At 43.2% G+C, this 15,895-nt stretch carries 15 protein-coding genes; 6 read left to right on the plus strand and 9 right to left on the minus strand.

The window, feature by feature from the left end; all coding sequences use genetic code 11:
- The first annotated feature begins 81 nt into the window (after positions 1-81).
- Positions 82-546, plus strand: coding sequence for a DUF4920 domain-containing protein (locus tag ACVW0P_RS15190; RefSeq protein ID WP_457132843.1), 465 nt, complete (start codon positions 82-84; stop codon positions 544-546).
- Positions 547-659: 113 nt separating this feature from the next.
- Here the strand turns inward: ACVW0P_RS15190 and ACVW0P_RS15195 are convergent, their stop codons facing one another.
- The 7 genes from ACVW0P_RS15195 to panC form a co-directional block, all read right to left on the minus strand.
- Entirely contained in the window at positions 660-1,352 is a 693-nt protein-coding gene (locus ACVW0P_RS15195) for a hypothetical protein (protein WP_457132844.1), read from the minus strand.
- 84 nt (positions 1,353-1,436) lie between these two features.
- Positions 1,437-4,253 (minus strand): carbamoyl-phosphate synthase large subunit, encoded by a 2,817-nt coding sequence (gene carB, locus ACVW0P_RS15200; protein WP_457132845.1) that lies wholly within the window; start codon positions 4,251-4,253, stop codon positions 1,437-1,439.
- A gap of 194 nt (positions 4,254-4,447) precedes the next feature.
- Entirely contained in the window at positions 4,448-5,167 is a 720-nt protein-coding gene (locus ACVW0P_RS15205; protein WP_457132846.1) for a sterol desaturase family protein, read from the minus strand.
- A 70-nt stretch (positions 5,168-5,237) separates the two neighbouring features.
- Complete coding sequence (locus ACVW0P_RS15210; RefSeq protein WP_457132847.1) at positions 5,238-5,804, minus strand: Crp/Fnr family transcriptional regulator; 567 nt, start codon at positions 5,802-5,804, stop codon at positions 5,238-5,240.
- Between the two features lie 8 nt (positions 5,805-5,812).
- Positions 5,813-6,790, minus strand: coding sequence for a TonB family protein (locus ACVW0P_RS15215; RefSeq protein WP_457132848.1), 978 nt, complete (start codon positions 6,788-6,790; stop codon positions 5,813-5,815).
- 27 nt (positions 6,791-6,817) lie between these two features.
- Positions 6,818-7,168, minus strand: coding sequence for an aspartate 1-decarboxylase (panD, locus tag ACVW0P_RS15220; RefSeq protein WP_354427351.1), 351 nt, complete (start codon positions 7,166-7,168; stop codon positions 6,818-6,820).
- A gap of 93 nt (positions 7,169-7,261) precedes the next feature.
- Positions 7,262-8,113, minus strand: a complete 852-nt coding sequence (gene panC, locus ACVW0P_RS15225; RefSeq protein ID WP_457132849.1) for a pantoate--beta-alanine ligase — start codon at positions 8,111-8,113, stop codon at positions 7,262-7,264.
- 155 nt (positions 8,114-8,268) lie between these two features.
- Between panC and ACVW0P_RS15230 the strand changes: the two genes are divergently transcribed.
- From ACVW0P_RS15230 to ACVW0P_RS15245, 4 genes are all read left to right on the plus strand, one after another.
- Positions 8,269-9,093, plus strand: coding sequence for a glycogen/starch synthase (locus ACVW0P_RS15230; RefSeq protein WP_457132850.1), 825 nt, complete (start codon positions 8,269-8,271; stop codon positions 9,091-9,093).
- Between the two features lie 15 nt (positions 9,094-9,108).
- A complete protein-coding gene (locus tag ACVW0P_RS15235; RefSeq protein ID WP_457132851.1) occupies positions 9,109-10,479 on the plus strand; it encodes a DUF4270 family protein in 1,371 nt (456 codons plus the stop codon).
- Positions 10,480-10,622: 143 nt separating this feature from the next.
- Complete coding sequence (gene glmS / locus ACVW0P_RS15240) at positions 10,623-12,458, plus strand: glutamine--fructose-6-phosphate transaminase (isomerizing) (RefSeq protein WP_457132852.1); 1,836 nt, start codon at positions 10,623-10,625, stop codon at positions 12,456-12,458.
- A gap of 198 nt (positions 12,459-12,656) precedes the next feature.
- On the plus strand, positions 12,657-12,788 hold the full coding sequence (locus ACVW0P_RS15245; protein WP_457132853.1) for a hypothetical protein: 132 nt from the start codon (positions 12,657-12,659) through the stop codon (positions 12,786-12,788).
- A 74-nt stretch (positions 12,789-12,862) separates the two neighbouring features.
- On the opposite strand, the gene ACVW0P_RS15250 is transcribed toward ACVW0P_RS15245, so the two are convergent.
- On the minus strand, positions 12,863-14,356 hold the full coding sequence (locus ACVW0P_RS15250) for a catalase (RefSeq protein WP_457132854.1): 1,494 nt from the start codon (positions 14,354-14,356) through the stop codon (positions 12,863-12,865).
- 90 nt (positions 14,357-14,446) lie between these two features.
- Here ACVW0P_RS15250 and ACVW0P_RS15255 point away from each other — a divergent pair, with 90 nt between their 5' ends.
- Positions 14,447-15,382 (plus strand): LysR substrate-binding domain-containing protein, encoded by a 936-nt coding sequence (locus tag ACVW0P_RS15255; protein ID WP_457132855.1) that lies wholly within the window; start codon positions 14,447-14,449, stop codon positions 15,380-15,382.
- 93 nt (positions 15,383-15,475) lie between these two features.
- Here the strand turns inward: ACVW0P_RS15255 and ACVW0P_RS15260 are convergent, their stop codons facing one another.
- Complete coding sequence (locus tag ACVW0P_RS15260; protein WP_354427336.1) at positions 15,476-15,883, minus strand: HIT family protein; 408 nt, start codon at positions 15,881-15,883, stop codon at positions 15,476-15,478.
- Between the last annotated feature and the right edge of the window lie 12 nt (positions 15,884-15,895).

Genomic DNA, 15,895 nt, shown 5'->3' on the forward strand with positions numbered 1-15,895 from the left:
CCTGCGCCCAATTGTTGTAAAAAATAGCCGCTAAAATCAAAAGCGGCAAACTAACAACTAATACAAATGTTAAACAGCGTAATGAAGAAATTAGTATTCGTCATTTTTATTTTTTGCGGGATAAGCTGCTTTGCGCAAAAGCACGTGCACCTGCCGCATGGGATGGTGTTTGGCACCAAGCCCAACCACATCGCGCCTGTGCCCGCTAATAACATAGAAGCATTTATGGGTAAAAAGATAAGGCAAACCACCGCGCTTACCGGGACACTCATACGGGTTACCAAAGAAAAAGGCGGCTGGTTTGAAATGGATGCGGGCGGGGGTAAGATCATAGCTGCGCATTTTAAAGACTATGACATTACCCTGCCAACCCAATTAAAGGGCCGGGGCGTAATTATACAGGGCGTAGCCCAGCGCATTTTAACGGCCGATGATATGCAGCACTTTGCCGGCGATACGGTAATAGGCAGTAAACAGCACCGGGAAAAGATTAACCCAAAAACAAGGATCACTTTCGAAGTTTCGGGGTTAATGGTAGACAGGTAGGGAAGCTTATCCCCGCGTATCATTAAGAGATACGATAAAACAAAAATAGCGACAGGCCTAAACCCATCGCTATTCACAAGCTTTTCGCTTTATTCCTTTCGCTTTCAACCTACCTATGCAAACCTTGCTTCTTTTCTTAAAGATGCCGGTTCAACGTCCAGATAATCGGCAAAAAGTTCTTTTACTTTTTCGGCTACTTCGGCACGGTTAACAGTTTGGGCATTACGTCGGCATTTAAGGTAATGTTCGCGGGCGATTTTTTCTGACAGGTCGCCAAGGGTTTTCACCTTAAGTTCGCGGCCAAATTTACCTGCCAGTATCAAGCCGGTAATAGAGATCACCATACCTATGTAACCAACAATGCCAAATACAAAGCTAACGGTTACAGAAACTAAAAGGGCTATAGCAAATGCCCATACAACACCCGGTTTTGGGCGCAAAAGGCTCATGTGTAAACCCATTTCGTCTTCCAAGTCGGCAACAACCTCAATACGGTTATCGCGCGGGAAAAGTTCGCAAAGTTTGGTTTGCGGTTTTAGGTCGCACTTTTCAATTGGTTTTTTAGCGTTGATCGCATTACGCAATTTGTAAAAAGCCTGCTGTGTGGTGCAACTTTCTCCCTGTACTTGTTTAACCTTGTCAACAACCATGTCGCACAAGGCGCCAAAGGTTTTTACGTGTTTAAGATCTTCGTCTGCGAACCGGATATTGAACGATCTTTCGATCTTTAACAAAACATCACTTACATCCTCCGGGTCGATATTGTTCAAATTAACGACCGGTGTATTTTTTAAACTAACTTTCAATCCTATAGTACTAAATTAGACCATTTAGCCGCCGCGAAAACCCGGGGCGCTAACTTTAAATTCAAAACCGGTGCCAGTTTTAAATTACTTGCTCAAATACATTGATTTTTCTTTATACAGATGCCTGAAATATGGATCCTGAAGATCAGGAATGAACCTGATCGCCTCACCTGTCGATTTCATTTCGGGGCCCAGTTGTTTTTCAACCTCGGGGAACTTATCAAACGAAAATACAGGCTCTTTTATTGCATATCCCTTAAGCTTGCGCTCAATGGTAAAATCTTTTAGTTTGTTGACGCCAAGCATTACTTTGGCGGCAATGTTTATGTATGGCACATCGTAAGCCTTAGCTATAAATGGCACCGTACGCGATGCGCGCGGATTTGCCTCTATCACAAATACCTTATCTTCTTTAACCGCGAACTGGATGTTTAGCAAGCCACGAACGTTTAACGCACGTGCTATTTTGGCAGTATATTCTTCCATCTGGCTGATCACGTTATCGCTCAGATCAAACGGTGGTAATACCGCGAATGAGTCGCCAGAGTGGATGCCGGCAGGCTCAATGTGTTCCATTAAACCAATGATATGCACATCCTCGCCATCATGGATAGAATCTGACTCGGTTTCGGCAGCGCGATCCAGGAAGTGGTCAATTAATACCCTATTACCGGGTAAATTTTTCAACAGATTTACCACAGCTTTCTCCAGGTCCTCATCGTTTATCACGATGCTCATACCCTGGCCGCCAAGTACGTAACTTGGGCGCACCAATACGGGGTAGCCTACTTCGTGCGCAACAACCAATGCTTCTTCGGCACTTTCTGCAACACCATATTTAGGGTAAGGGATCTCTAATTCTTTCAACAGGTCGCTAAAACGGCCGCGGTCTTCAGCAACGTCCATATTGTTGAATGATGTACCGATGATCTTGATGCCATGCTCATGCAGCTTTTCGGCCATTTTAAGGGCTGTTTGGCCACCTAACTGTACAATCACGCCTTCCGGTTTTTCCAGGTCGATTATCTCGCGTACATGCTCCCAAAAAACAGGTTCGAAGTACAGCTTGTCGGCCATGTTAAAGTCGGTAGATACAGTCTCAGGGTTACAGTTGATCATGATGGCCTCGTAACCGCTTTCTTTCGCGGCTAATAAACCATGCACACAGCTATAATCAAATTCGATACCCTGGCCAATACGGTTAGGTCCCGATCCCAATACGATGATCTTCTTTTTATCGGATACGATAGATTCATTCTCGCCTTCGTAAGTAGAGTAGTAATATGGTGTTTTGGCAGCAAACTCGGCCGCGCAGGTATCTACCATTTTGTAAACGCGTTTAATGCCAAGGGCTTTGCGGCGCTGGTAAACATCCTCTTCTGTTACGTTACCCAAAACGTAGGCAATTTGGGTATCCGAAAAACCACGTTGTTTAAGGGTGAAGAAGAAATCTTCGGGGATATTATTCAATGAGTAGCGGCGCAGTTCTATTTCGATGTTCACTACATCCTGGATCTGGTTTAGGAACCAGCGGTCAATTTTTGTTACCTTACGGATAGACTCGATAGGCACACCCAGGCTCATGGCATCATAGATATGGAACAACCTGTCCCAACTTGGATGCTCCAGACTGTGCATGATCTCGTCCAGGTTGCGGCTTTGGCGGCCATCGGCGCCAAGGCCGGCACGTCCAATCTCCAAACTCTGGCAGGCTTTCTGTAAAGCCTCTATAAAGCTGCGTCCAATGCCCATAACCTCGCCTACCGATTTCATGGTAAGGCCAAGCTCGCGGTTAGCGCCTTTAAATTTGTCAAAGTTCCAGCGGGGGATCTTTACGATCACGTAATCTAATGTTGGCTCAAAGTAAGCCGACGTTGTTTTGGTGATCTGGTTCTCTATTTCATCAAGGTTGTAACCTATGGCCAGCTTTGCAGCTATTTTAGCTATTGGGTAACCTGTTGCTTTTGATGCTAATGCCGATGAGCGTGATACACGCGGGTTTATCTCGATAGCGATGATGGTTTCATCTGCCGGGTTAACCGAGAACTGTACGTTACAGCCACCTGCAAAGTTACCAATGGCGCGCATCATTTTAATGGCCTGGTTACGCATCTCCTGGTAGCAGCGGTCGCTAAGGGTCATGGCAGGCGCCACAGTTATCGAGTCGCCTGTGTGGATGCCCATCGGGTCGAAGTTTTCGATAGAACAGATGATGATAACGTTATCATTACCGTCCCTCAATAACTCTAATTCGTATTCTTTCCAGCCTAAAACGGCTTGTTCTACCAAAACCTCGTGGGTTGGCGATGCCTGCAAACCGCGGCTTAAAGCAGCGTCAAAATCTTCTTTTTTATGTACAAAGCCAGCACCTTTACCACCAAGGGTATAGCTTGGGCGAATTACCAGCGGGAAACCAATTTCCTGCGCGGCTTCTTTACCTTCCAGGAACGAGTTGGCTATTTTTGAAGGAGCCACCCCAACGCCAATATCCACCATTAACTGGCGGAAGGCTTCCCGGTTCTCCGTTTTCTCTATAGCGGCTATATCAACCCCTATAATTTTAACCCCGTATTTTTTCCATAAGCCTTGCTCATCAGCCTCGATACAAAGGTTTAACGCGGTTTGGCCACCCATGGTAGGCAGCACGGCGTCAATCTTTTGTTCGATGAGTATTTTCTCAAGGCTTTCCACGTTAAGCGGTAGCAGGTAAACATGGTCGCCAATAACCTTATCGGTCATGATGGTGGCGGGGTTGCTGTTGATGATGGATACGGTGATGCCTTCATCCTTCAACGAAAGGGCAGCCTGCGAACCGGCATAATCAAACTCACACGCCTGGCCTATAATAATAGGGCCCGAACCAATAATTAAAACAGATTTAATGGAAGTGTCTCTGGGCATAGTTTTTTAAGTCTTATGTCTTATGTCCAAAGTCGTGGGTCAGGGCCTTAAATCAAGCGATAAAAGACTAAAGACTACCGACTAAGGATTTGAAAATCCTATGCGCTGAAAGGCGAAAAATCCCGACCTCAGCGTCGGGGTGCAAAGATAGCATTTTGTAGATATTTGGGTAGTTAAATTTGTAAAAACATGTATTAACATTTGTGTACATCTTTAAACTTAAGCATGTCTGCCAATCTTAACTCCTTATCTGTGTCAAATCCACACGATGTTGTAAATTCTTTTGGGTTGCTGTATGTGCCAAAAAGCATGTCCCACCACACTATATCACCGTAATTGCTGGTGTGTTTATTATACTCGTGATGGATGCGGTGCATCTCGGGCCGTTGAAAAATATAGCCTATCCATTTAGGTGTTTTAATATTGGTATGGTAAAAAAACTCGCCCAAAGCGGTACATAAAGTATAAATAGCCCCCGCTTCCGTATTTAATCCTAATAACGTAAATACCAATAAACTGCCAATGATAGAGTTCACCGTCATTTCTAAAGGGTGTTTATAAAAGGATGTTATCACTTCTATGCGTTGTGCGCTATGATGGATCTGGTGGAAGCGGGTCCACAAAAAATCGCTTTCGTGGCGCCATCTGTGCCACCAGTAAAATATGAACGTTGCAATAACGTATGCGATGATACCGCCGGCCCAGGATGGTACATGATGGGATAAATGAAATAGAGAATAAGCCGATAGCCATTTTTCCCAGGTGTAACCGGCAATTGTAACTATAGCCAGTTGAGCAAAGTTTACAGCCAGTACCCTGATGGTCCAGGTTGGCACAGCGGGCAGTTTCCAGCCGGGGTTGCTTTTTTCAATGATGAAACAAAGCGCGAAACAGATAAGAATTACAATAAGCATAATGTTTAAATTTTATGCTGTAAATCTACGACTGAATGACGGCGAAAAGTTTTGACTTAAGTCAAAATCGTTAACGTGCCCTGATCCGGCTTAGTGTTTCCTGTTTAATGCCAAGATAGGTGGCTATTTGCCCAAGCGATGCTATCTGAATTACCTGCGGATATTCGGCCATTAATTTTTGATACCGTTGTGTTGCAGTAAGGGTTTGCAGGTTAATAGCGCGCTCCTCGCTACGGATGTAGTACTGTTCTGTAATAATGCGCCCGGTTATATTAAATTGAGGAAACGTTTTATACAGCTCCTGCAATTGCTCCCAACTTATGGATTGTACGGAACAGTCCTCTAAAGCTTCGATGCTTTCGAAGGATGGTTTACGTGAAAAAAAGCTATAGACAGAAATGATTATTTCGCCGGTGCCCATAAACCAACTCGTAAATTGGCTGCTATCTTTATGATAAAACGCACGCACAAATCCTTTTTTTATAAAGTAGATACGGTGCGCAACCTGGCCGGCTTTAAGTAACAAAGTTTTCTTTGGAAATTGTTCTTCTACTATCATCCCCGCAAAGCGCTGTTTCACATCGGGCGAGAGTATTTGTATGCTATTCAACAGATTGAAAAGAGGGGTGATATCCATAAGAGACCTTATTCGTTAGCCAGAGTGAAGTTTACAGGCATAGAGTAGCTTATCCGTGCAGGTACTCCGTACATCAAACCGGGGATCCAGTTAGGGCTAAGCTGTAAAACTCTTAAAGACTCGGCCCCTAACCCATGGCTTGGCGAACGTAAAATGATAAAATTGGTAAGTTTGCCATTCTTTTCAACCATGAAATTTAAAACTACCCGTCCTTGAATTTTTCTTTCTCTTTCTGTAGCCGGATATTTGATATTGGTACCCAAAAAATAACCAAATTTATTTTCGCCGCCGGGGAATGTCGGAGAAACTCGCCTAACGTCGTAAGTTGTATTTACACCGTTAACAACAGCTTTTCCGGATATTAGCTTACCATTATTATAGTCTTCTTCAAATGTTGCGTTGCTTTGTTTGTCAGTCCCTTTCCAAATTCCGTTTTTACTGCCGTTTACAATAGGTCCTTGCTCAATAATTTCCGTGAAGTTATCGCTATATAGAGCAAGCTCGCCATTGTCGTCTTTTACCTTTACGGTACCCAAAGAATCAAAGGCTTCTATAATCCTTTCTGTTGTTACTTTATCAGGAAAAGAAGCACCGGGCGCTTTTTTATCTCTTGTAATAATATCCTTATGGGTATATAAACTTCCGTTAGGATAATATTCGTAATAGTCACCGTAAGGCCAACCATCTATAAAAGTTTCTGTAGTTTTTCTTGTCCCGTTTTTATAAAATGACATACTGATGCCTGAAAAACTGTTGTACTCGATTTCTTTTGACCTACCTATCCGCTTTTTCTTGCCGTTGGCATAGTATTCAATTACATTATATAGGGTAGAACCAGAATCGGGCTCGCTTACTACGCGGATATAGTCTGCACTGTCTTTAACATCAACCTCGCGGCCATTATCCTTAAAAAAATAAACGTTTTGGCGTTGCGCAAAGCAAACCGATGAGATGAGTAGAAAGAAAGAAACGAAAAATGATCGCATTATTAGCAGGCTTAGTTTGCTGCTAATTTACTTAATTAACTTGTTATTAGCATCCGGGAAAATAAGAATTGGCTCGTAAGCACGGGCCTCGTCGGCTTCCATGTACGCGTATGACATAATGATCACGATATCGCCAACCTGGGCAAGCCTTGCCGTCGCGCCGTTAAGGCATATGGTACCGCTGCCACGTTCGCCCCTTATAACGTAGGTTTCGAAACGGGCGCCGTTGTTATTGTTAACAATTTGCACCTTTTCATTCGGGATGATATTAGCCGCGTCAATAAGGTCTTCATCAATAGTTATACTGCCAACATAGTTCAATTCAGCCTGTGTAACCTTAACGCGATGAAGCTTTGATTTTAATACCTCAATAATCATGATGCAAAGGTAGGAATATTTGGTTGATGGTTCATAGTTGATAGTTCATGGGAATGTTTCGCGTTTGTAATATCTGTATGACGGTTCTATGATCTATGAACCGTTAACTACTACCCATTTAATAATCACATTATCTATCAGCCTTGTTTTGCCAACGCGGGCGGCAGTTAGTGTAACAATATTTTTGGTATCCTCATTAGCAGGTAATAGCGTTTCGCCATCTACTATCCTGAAGTACTCTGGCTCAACAGTATTTTCGGCTGCCAGTTTATCCATGGCTTGCTGCTGAATTTGCGCTATGTTACGATTATTGAAATTGGCCGTAACCCAGTTAAGCGTTTTTGATAAAATGAGTGCGTGTTGCCTGTCTTCGGCAGTTAAATGCACATTGCGAGAGCTCATGGCAAGGCCGTCGGCTTCGCGTTCTATAGGGCACATTACCATACTTACCGGGATGTGCATCAACTCTACCATTTTGCTCACCACCATAAACTGTTGGTAATCCTTCTGGCCCATATAAAGGTTGGTTGGCTTTACAATATCAAGCAGTTTAAATACCACCTGCATAACACCCTGATAATGGCCGGGCCTAAATTCACCCTCAAGCAAATGTTCAAGTTGCCCAATGTCTAAATGCCATTGCTCATTATCGTCATACATCTCGTTAACCCCGGGGTTAAACAAAACATCACAACCGGCTTGCTCCAGCTTGGCCATATCGGCCTCGATAGGGCGGGGATATTTTTCGAGATCTTTGGGGTCGTTAAACTGAGTGGGGTTTACAAAAATGCTGCACACGGTAATATTGTTGGCTTGCTTTGCCTGCGCAATAAGCGATAGGTGGCCATTGTGCAGCGCGCCCATGGTAGGCACAAAGCCAATAGTTACAGCGCCCTGTTCAGATAAATATTCGCGAAGATCCTTGCGGGTGATAAATGTTTTCAAACTAAAATAAAGATTGCAAAAATTTGGCAAAGGTGTACAATTACTTAAAAACTACCAAACGCTGTTGCACAAGTGGTTGCCAGTTCATATAATAATGCTTATATTTGCACACTCAAATTTTTTGAACTTCTTATATATTTATTAATAGATTAGTGATGGGTAAATCAAAACTACTGTTCATAACTCATGAAATGTCTCCCTTTCTCGAATTAACAAAAATTGCTGAGATAACGCGCCAACTTCCGCAAGCTATGCAGGATAAAGGTTTCGAGATCCGGATTTTGATGCCACGTTTTGGGAACATTAATGAGCGCAGGAACCGTTTACATGAAGTTATCCGTTTATCAGGGATGAACATCATTATTAATGATAATGATAATCCGCTGATCATCAAGGTAGCTTCTATCCCTGCAGCACGCATGCAGGTTTACTTTTTAGATAACGAAGAGTATTTTCAACGCAAGCACGTTTTCAACGATAAAGACGGTAAATTTTATGCCGATAACGATGAGCGTATGATCTTCTTCTGCAAGGGTGCATTAGAAACTGTTAAAAAACTTGGCTGGGCGCCGGATGTTATTCACTGCCACGGCTGGATGAGTGCTTTGGTGCCTGCTTATTTAAAGACAACGTACAAAGACGACCCTACATTCAAAAATTCAAAAGTAGTTTACTCAATCTACGGAAATGAGTTTACGGAAAAAATGGATGATGATTTTGCACGTAAAGCCATAATGGGCGATATGACCGAAGCTAATATTGAAGTTTACAAAGAAGGTACCAATACAGCCATGTATGTAGGTGCTATCCATTACAGCGATGGTATTGTTTTAGGCAGTGCTGATATTGATGCCGATGTGTTAAATAATGTTAAAAACAGCAATAAATCGGTAATGGAATACGTTTCCACTTCTGATTTCGAAAATTATTACAATTTTTACGAAGAAATCACCAACGAACAATTGGTGGATGTTGCTTAAGCTTTAAAATTATATATGAAATTTTACAAATTAGGCTTATTAACCCTGTTAATAAGTCTTTTTATTTTGAATAGCTGCAAAACGCAGGATGGTATAGGTTTAGACCCGGCCAACCAGATAAACGGTAGCTTGATAACAGATAACAGCGTTGTGGCTACAACCGTGCTTGAAGATTCTATTATCACAAATAATTTATCTACCCGTGTACCGCTGGCCTACTTTAAAGATCCTGAATTTGGCACTACCGAAACAAATATATCGGCAGTATTATCTTTACCCGCTTCTGTAGCTTATACACTGCCAACAGGTGTAATTACCGTAGATTCGGCAGTATTAATATTGCCTTATGCAACAAATGGCTTTTACGGCGATTCGCTTTTGTCGAACTTTAAGATTGATGTGCGCCAGTTAAATGAGCGTATAACGCCTTCAAAATCTTACTACAATACCAAGCACTTTGAAACTGTTTCAACTATATTGGGTTCGAAAACATTCAAATCAAGGTCGCACGATAGTTTATACATTAAAGCGATAGTTACCGGAGGCGCGGATACGCTAATTAAGGTTAAGCCACAGGTGCGCATCCCACTTGATCCCGAAACAATGTATTCTTCCTTTTTCGGTGCAAATTCAGCATCATTGTCTAATAACGCTGTTTTTCAAAATACATTTAAAGGTTTAAACATTTCGCTTGATAAATCCCAAACAACAGGCGTTGGTGGCAACATGTTCTTTAGGCTCGATTCTGCTGTTGTTACTTATTATTATCGCAGAAACAATGCAGGTGCAATTGATACCTCTCTGATTTCGTTACCATTTGCTACAAATGTCACCGAAATTAAGCATACATACAGCACACAAGTCCAGGCTGCTTTAGACGGAACATCAACAGATAATTTGGTTTATTTACAAGGCCTTGCCGGCCTAAGGTCGAAAATTTCGTTCCCGAATGTCAAAAATATATTTACCGAAGGCGCTAATAATGTAATTATAAACCGTGCGGAACTTGTGGTTAGTGTTAAACCGGGTAGTGGTACACCATTTGCCCCGGGCAAAAGGCTTACTTTGTATAAATATGATATTGCTCACCAACGTGTAAATTTGCAGGATGCATCACTGGCCGACCCACGGGCATCTGTTTTTGGCGGCAACTTTGATACTACAAAAGGCGAGTACCATTTTATAGTGACCGCGTTCTTGCAAGATCTGCTGTTGGGTAAAACGGTTGATTACGGTACCTTCCTGGCACCGGTTGACCCTACTATTACCAGTACTATCGATATAAATCCTGCTTCTACTTATGCCGACAGGACAATCATAGGCGGCAAGAATGCATCACCCTATAACATTAAGCTTAACATCATTTATACCAAGCTTAATCAATAAAAAAACTTTTTAAAGCCTTTGAAAAATACCCCATTTGGGGTATTTTTTTTATATCTAATTTTTAACCTTGATAATGCTATTTATCTCCTTACTTTTGTTGCACATCTAATTCTATCAATTACAATACAAAATTTTATTTATTTATGTGCGGCATAGTAGGTTATATAGGTTTTAGAGACGCCTATCCAATAGTAATAAAAGGACTTCACAGGCTTGAATACCGAGGCTACGACAGTGCTGGTGTTGCCCTTGCAAATGAGGGTCTAAAACTTTTTAAAAAGGCCGGAAAAGTAAGCGATCTGGAAGCCCATGTTGAGGGCCAGGATCTTGCCGGTACTGCGGGTATGGGCCATACCCGCTGGGCTACCCACGGCGCGCCAAGCGACAGAAATTCGCATCCGCACTCATCAGGCGACAGCAAGCTTACCATCATCCACAATGGTATCATTGAAAATTACGCTACCCTTAAAGAAGCCCTTTCATCAAAAGGCCACGAGTTTAAAAGCGATACCGATACCGAGGTATTAATACACCTTATTGAAGAAATAAAAGACGTTACAGGCCTTGGCCTGCGCGAAGCGGTTAGGCTTGCCCTAAACCGTGTTGTTGGTGCTTACGCTATTGTTATTATGAGCGCGGATGAGCCAGATGAGCTAATAGCGGCCCGCAAGGGAAGCCCCATGGTAATTGGCGTTGGTAAAGGCGAATATTTTATTGCATCTGATGCTACACCAATTGTGGAGTACACCAAAAACGTCATCTACCTAAATGATAATGAGATTGCTTACGTTAGGCGCGATGACCTGCTGATCAAAAATATAGACAATACTATTCAAACCCCTTACATACAAGAACTGGAGCTTAAGCTGGAAATGCTTGAAAAAGGCGGCTACGACCACTTTATGCTTAAAGAGATTTACGAGCAACCGCGCTCTATCCGCGATTGTCTGCGTGGCCGTATCTATCCAGAGCAGGGTTTAGTTGCCCTGGGTGGTATAAAAGAATACATTGAAAAGCTAAAGAACATCGACCGGATAATTATTGTGGCATGTGGCACCTCATGGCATGCGGGTTTGGTAGGCGAATATTTAATTGAAGAATACGCGCGTGTACCGGTTGAGGTAGAGTATGCATCCGAATTTAGATACCGTAACCCAATTATATCTTCAAAGGATTTAGTTATTGCCATTTCACAATCCGGCGAAACTGCCGATACTATGGCGGCTATCGAGCTTGCTAAAGAAAAAGGCGCTACTATCTTCGGGATATGTAACGTTGTTGGCGCATCTATACCACGTATTACGCATGCAGGGGTTTATACCCACGCAGGCCCCGAAATAGGTGTTGCATCAACCAAGGCATTTACTGCACAGGTTACGGTATTAACGCTTATAGCTTTCTACATAGCCCAGCAACGCGGTACAATTACCCAAAGTAAATTTATTGAGTACTTAACCGAGCTTGATGAAATTCCCTCATTGGTTGAGCAAACCTTGAAATGTAACGATGTGGTTAAAGCCATTGCCGAGCGTTTTAAAGATTCTACCAATTGCCTGTTCCTTGGCCGTGGCAGTTCGTTCCCGGTTGCGCTTGAGGGTGCTTTAAAACTAAAAGAGATTTCTTACATCCACGCGGAAGGTTATCCTGCTGCTGAGATGAAACACGGCCCTATCGCCTTAATTGATGCGGATATGCCGGTTGTGTTCATTGCTACCAAAAACTCATCGTATGAGAAGGTTATAAGCAATATACAAGAGGTTAAAGCCCGTGGAGGCCACGTCATCGCTATTGTATCTGAAGGTGATACCGATGTTAAAGCAATGGCCGATTACACCATCGAGATCCCGCAAACAGGCGAAACTTTTGTACCGTTACTGGCAACTATACCGTTGCAGCTGCTATCATACCACATCGCGGTAATGCGTGGTTGTAATGTAGACCAGCCACGTAACCTTGCAAAATCTGTGACAGTTGAGTAGTGATTAGTGAACTGAGATTTGTTCGCTAAATTTTATATTATACAAAGGCCGGTAGTTGTTATCGGCCTTTTTTTGCGCAATATCTTTAACCTCAAATCTTTAGCTTCAAATATATTTCACTTAATCTCCCATCTCAAGTCTCTCGTGGCTAAAACTGGAACAATCCTTGCCATAACTTATTTAACTAAAACTATTATTATGGCACACCGCGGGAAACGAGGCCCATGCTGGGCAGGCTACAAAATAGCAGGCATGAAGAAAAAGAATGGCAAAAAAGTGCCTAACTGTATTAAATCGGCTTCTTCAACAAAACGAAAAGTTAAGAAATAAGGAAGCCACCCGTGTTTGGCGGGCAGCTTCTATAAGCATAATGTTTGTCTCGACTTTTTTTTCTTAGCTCCAACCTACGCCGGCATATGTTTCATGGTTTCACTCAGGTCCAACTGCAGGCCTTGTGCTACGGCCATCCCCAATCCAATATCCGCTCGAAACCAGTGGCAAAGCTGCCTGTTGGTTATTTCGTCTTTTTTAGGGCCATCAATACCACTCATGGAGTGTACTATGTTTTTCACCAGATCTTTTTTAGCCTCATCGCTCATCAGCTTGTATAGGTTGCCCGGTTGGGTGTAATGGTCGTTCTCGCCATCGGCATTGCGGTCATACCAATCAGCAACCTGGGCATTTATATCCCAGGCCGGTTCCTTATAACTTGGGTCGGCATGGATATCATCAAAACTGTTTGGGAAATAGTTCGGGTTTTTGCCTCCATTGCCATCAACACGCATCCTGCCATCGCGCTGGTAATTATTCACCATAAAAGGGCATCGGTTCACCGGGATCTGCTCGTAATTAGCCCCAAGGCGGTAACGGTGCGCATCGGGGTAAGAAAGTATGCGGCCCTGCAGCATCTTATCAGGTGAGTATCCTATGCCATCTACAACATGTGCCGGTGCAAAGGCAGCCTGCTCTACGTGTGCAAAATAGTTATCGGGGTTTTCGTTTAATTCTAAAACACCAACATCAATAAGCGGGTAGTCGCCATGTGGCCATACCTTGGTAAGGTCGAACGGATTGATATGATAGGTAGCAGCTTCCGCCTCGGCCATCACCTGGATCTTAAGGGCCCATTTAGGGAACTCGCCGTTATCGATATGCGTTAATAGGTCGTGCTGTGCAAAATCGGGGTTTTTGCCTCGCATGTCGCCGGCTTCTTCATCGGTAAAATTCTTGATGCCCTGTTGGGTTTTAAAATGGAACTTCACATAAAAACGCTCGTTGTTATTATTAATGAACGAGAACGTATGGCTGCCAAAGCCATCCATGTGGCGGTAACCATACGGTGTGCCGCGGTCGCTCATTAAAATAGTTACCTGGTGAAGGCTCTCGGGGTTAAGCGACCAAAAATCCCACATCATGGTTGCGCTTTTGCAATTGGTATAAGGATCCCGTTTTTGGGTATGGATAAAATCGCCGAATTTCTTTGGGTCTTTTATAAAAAACACAGGCGTATTGTTGCCAACCAGGTCCCAATTACCGTCTTCTGTATAAAACTTAAGGGCAAAACCACGCGGGTCGCGCTCGGTATCGGCAGATCCCTTTTCGCCACCAACGGTAGAGAAGCGCAGGAATGTGCGGGTTTCTTTACCTATCTCGTTAAAAAGCTTTGCGCGGGTATATTTGGTAATATCGTGAGTGATGGTTAAAGTGCCATAAGCGCCCGAACCTTTTGCGTGCACAACCCGCTCAGGGATGCGTTCGCGATTAAAGTGGGCCATTTTTTCGTGCAGGATAAAATCCTGCAATAGAATAGGGCCGCGTGGTCCTGCTGTTTGAGAGTTCTCGTTTTCTGCGTACGGCTTGCCCGATGCAGTGGTAAGTTTCTTTTTTATAGGGCCCATTATTTACTTAGATTAGTAAAATCAAACTTCACTAAAAATTATGAATAGAAAAAATCAATAATTACTATCTTTAGATAGATTATATTGATAATGACTATAACACAACTCGAATACGTTATCGCGGTTGATACCTACCGCAGCTTTGTGGCCGCCGCCAATAAATGTTTTGTCACCCAGCCAACGCTTAGTATGCAGATTCAGAAGCTGGAAGATACGCTTGGCGTAAAACTTTTCGATCGCAGCCATCAGCCGGTTATTCCTACCGAAATTGGTGAGGAGATCATAGCACAAGCGAGGATTTTACTGGCCGAAAGCGAAAAAATAAAGGAAATTATCACCGACAGACAAAAAGAATTGTCGGGAGAATTAAAGGTGGGCATCATCCCAACGGTGGCCCCGTATATACTACCCAAGATACTGAACGGCTTTATTGAAAAATATCCGCAGGTAAAACTCATTGTTTGGGAGCAAACTACCGAGATGATCATCCAGCAGCTAAAAATGGGGACGTTGGATTGCGGCATCCTATCTACCCCTTTGCACGAAAGCAGCCTGACGGAAATCCCTGTTTTTTACGAGAATTTTGTAGCCTACGCATCCAAAAACAGCAAGCTCTATAAAAAGAAAACCATTACGCCCGATGATATTGATATGGAAGAGATTTGGGTGCTTAACGAAGGCCATTGCATGCGCGAGCAGGTGCTGAATATCTGCCAGCGCCGCAAAGCCACAAAAGGGTTTCAGCATTTTGAGTATAACACGGGTAGTGTTGAAACTTTGAAACGCATGGTGGATATGAACAATGGCGCCACCATATTGCCCGAGCTTGCACTTGCCGATATGAGCGACCGCCAGCGCGACCGTGTGCGCTACTTTAAAAGCCCCGAGCCAGCACGCGAAGTAAGCATAGTGATACACCGCAATTTTTTAAAACGCCGAATGATAGAAGCCCTAAAAGTAGAGATCCTTGATTTTGTGCCAAAGCGTTTGCGTACCAAAAAGAAGAAAGAAATAATGGAAATATAAGGCGACAATCTTATAAGAGACGCGATACTTCGCGTCTCTTATAAGATTGTCTTACCAAAGGGAGATGCAAAATATTGCGTCTCTACTGTAATGTTATTTGTTGGTCACTTCCCTCAAAGCCTCAACAATTTTTAAAGCAGTTGTGGCAAGTTCGTCTGCTGTTGGACTAAGTTTTGGGCGGGCAAAATTCATATCATCTACCTGGTTCATGGGTATCAGGTGAATATGGGCGTGGGGCACTTCTAAGCCAATTACGGCTACCCCAACCTTTTTACATGAAATAGCCTTTTTAATGCCCGTTGCCACGATTTTGGCGAACATCTGCAAGCCTATATAAACCTCATCATCCAGGTCAAAAATATAATCAACCTCGGTTTTAGGTATCACCAATACATGGCCCTCTGCCAGCGGGCTGATATCTAAAAACGCCAGAAACTCGTTAGTTTCAGCAACTTTGTGCGACGGTATTTCGCCTGATATAATTTTTGAAAAGATGCTCATGGTTGGGATATA

The sequence above is a fragment of the Mucilaginibacter sp. UYNi724 genome, assembly GCF_054057495.1.

Coding starts and splice junctions, on each gene's coding strand:
- glmS (WP_457132852.1), top strand. CDS start 10,623: ATGTGCGGCATAGTAGGTTATATAGGTTTTAGAGACGCCTATCCAATA.
- ACVW0P_RS15235 (WP_457132851.1), top strand. CDS start 9,109: ATGAAATTTTACAAATTAGGCTTATTAACCCTGTTAATAAGTCTTTTT.
- ACVW0P_RS15255 (WP_457132855.1), top strand. CDS start 14,447: ATGACTATAACACAACTCGAATACGTTATCGCGGTTGATACCTACCGC.
- ACVW0P_RS15230 (WP_457132850.1), top strand. CDS start 8,269: ATGGGTAAATCAAAACTACTGTTCATAACTCATGAAATGTCTCCCTTT.
- ACVW0P_RS15245 (WP_457132853.1), top strand. CDS start 12,657: ATGGCACACCGCGGGAAACGAGGCCCATGCTGGGCAGGCTACAAAATA.
- ACVW0P_RS15205 (WP_457132846.1), bottom strand. CDS start 5,167: ATGCTTATTGTAATTCTTATCTGTTTCGCGCTTTGTTTCATCATTGAA.
- ACVW0P_RS15260 (WP_354427336.1), bottom strand. CDS start 15,883: ATGAGCATCTTTTCAAAAATTATATCAGGCGAAATACCGTCGCACAAA.
- ACVW0P_RS15215 (WP_457132848.1), bottom strand. CDS start 6,790: ATGCGATCATTTTTCGTTTCTTTCTTTCTACTCATCTCATCGGTTTGC.
- panD (WP_354427351.1), bottom strand. CDS start 7,168: ATGATTATTGAGGTATTAAAATCAAAGCTTCATCGCGTTAAGGTTACA.
- ACVW0P_RS15250 (WP_457132854.1), bottom strand. CDS start 14,356: ATGGGCCCTATAAAAAAGAAACTTACCACTGCATCGGGCAAGCCGTAC.
- ACVW0P_RS15210 (WP_457132847.1), bottom strand. CDS start 5,804: ATGGATATCACCCCTCTTTTCAATCTGTTGAATAGCATACAAATACTC.
- carB (WP_457132845.1), bottom strand. CDS start 4,253: ATGCCCAGAGACACTTCCATTAAATCTGTTTTAATTATTGGTTCGGGC.
- ACVW0P_RS15190 (WP_457132843.1), top strand. CDS start 82: ATGAAGAAATTAGTATTCGTCATTTTTATTTTTTGCGGGATAAGCTGC.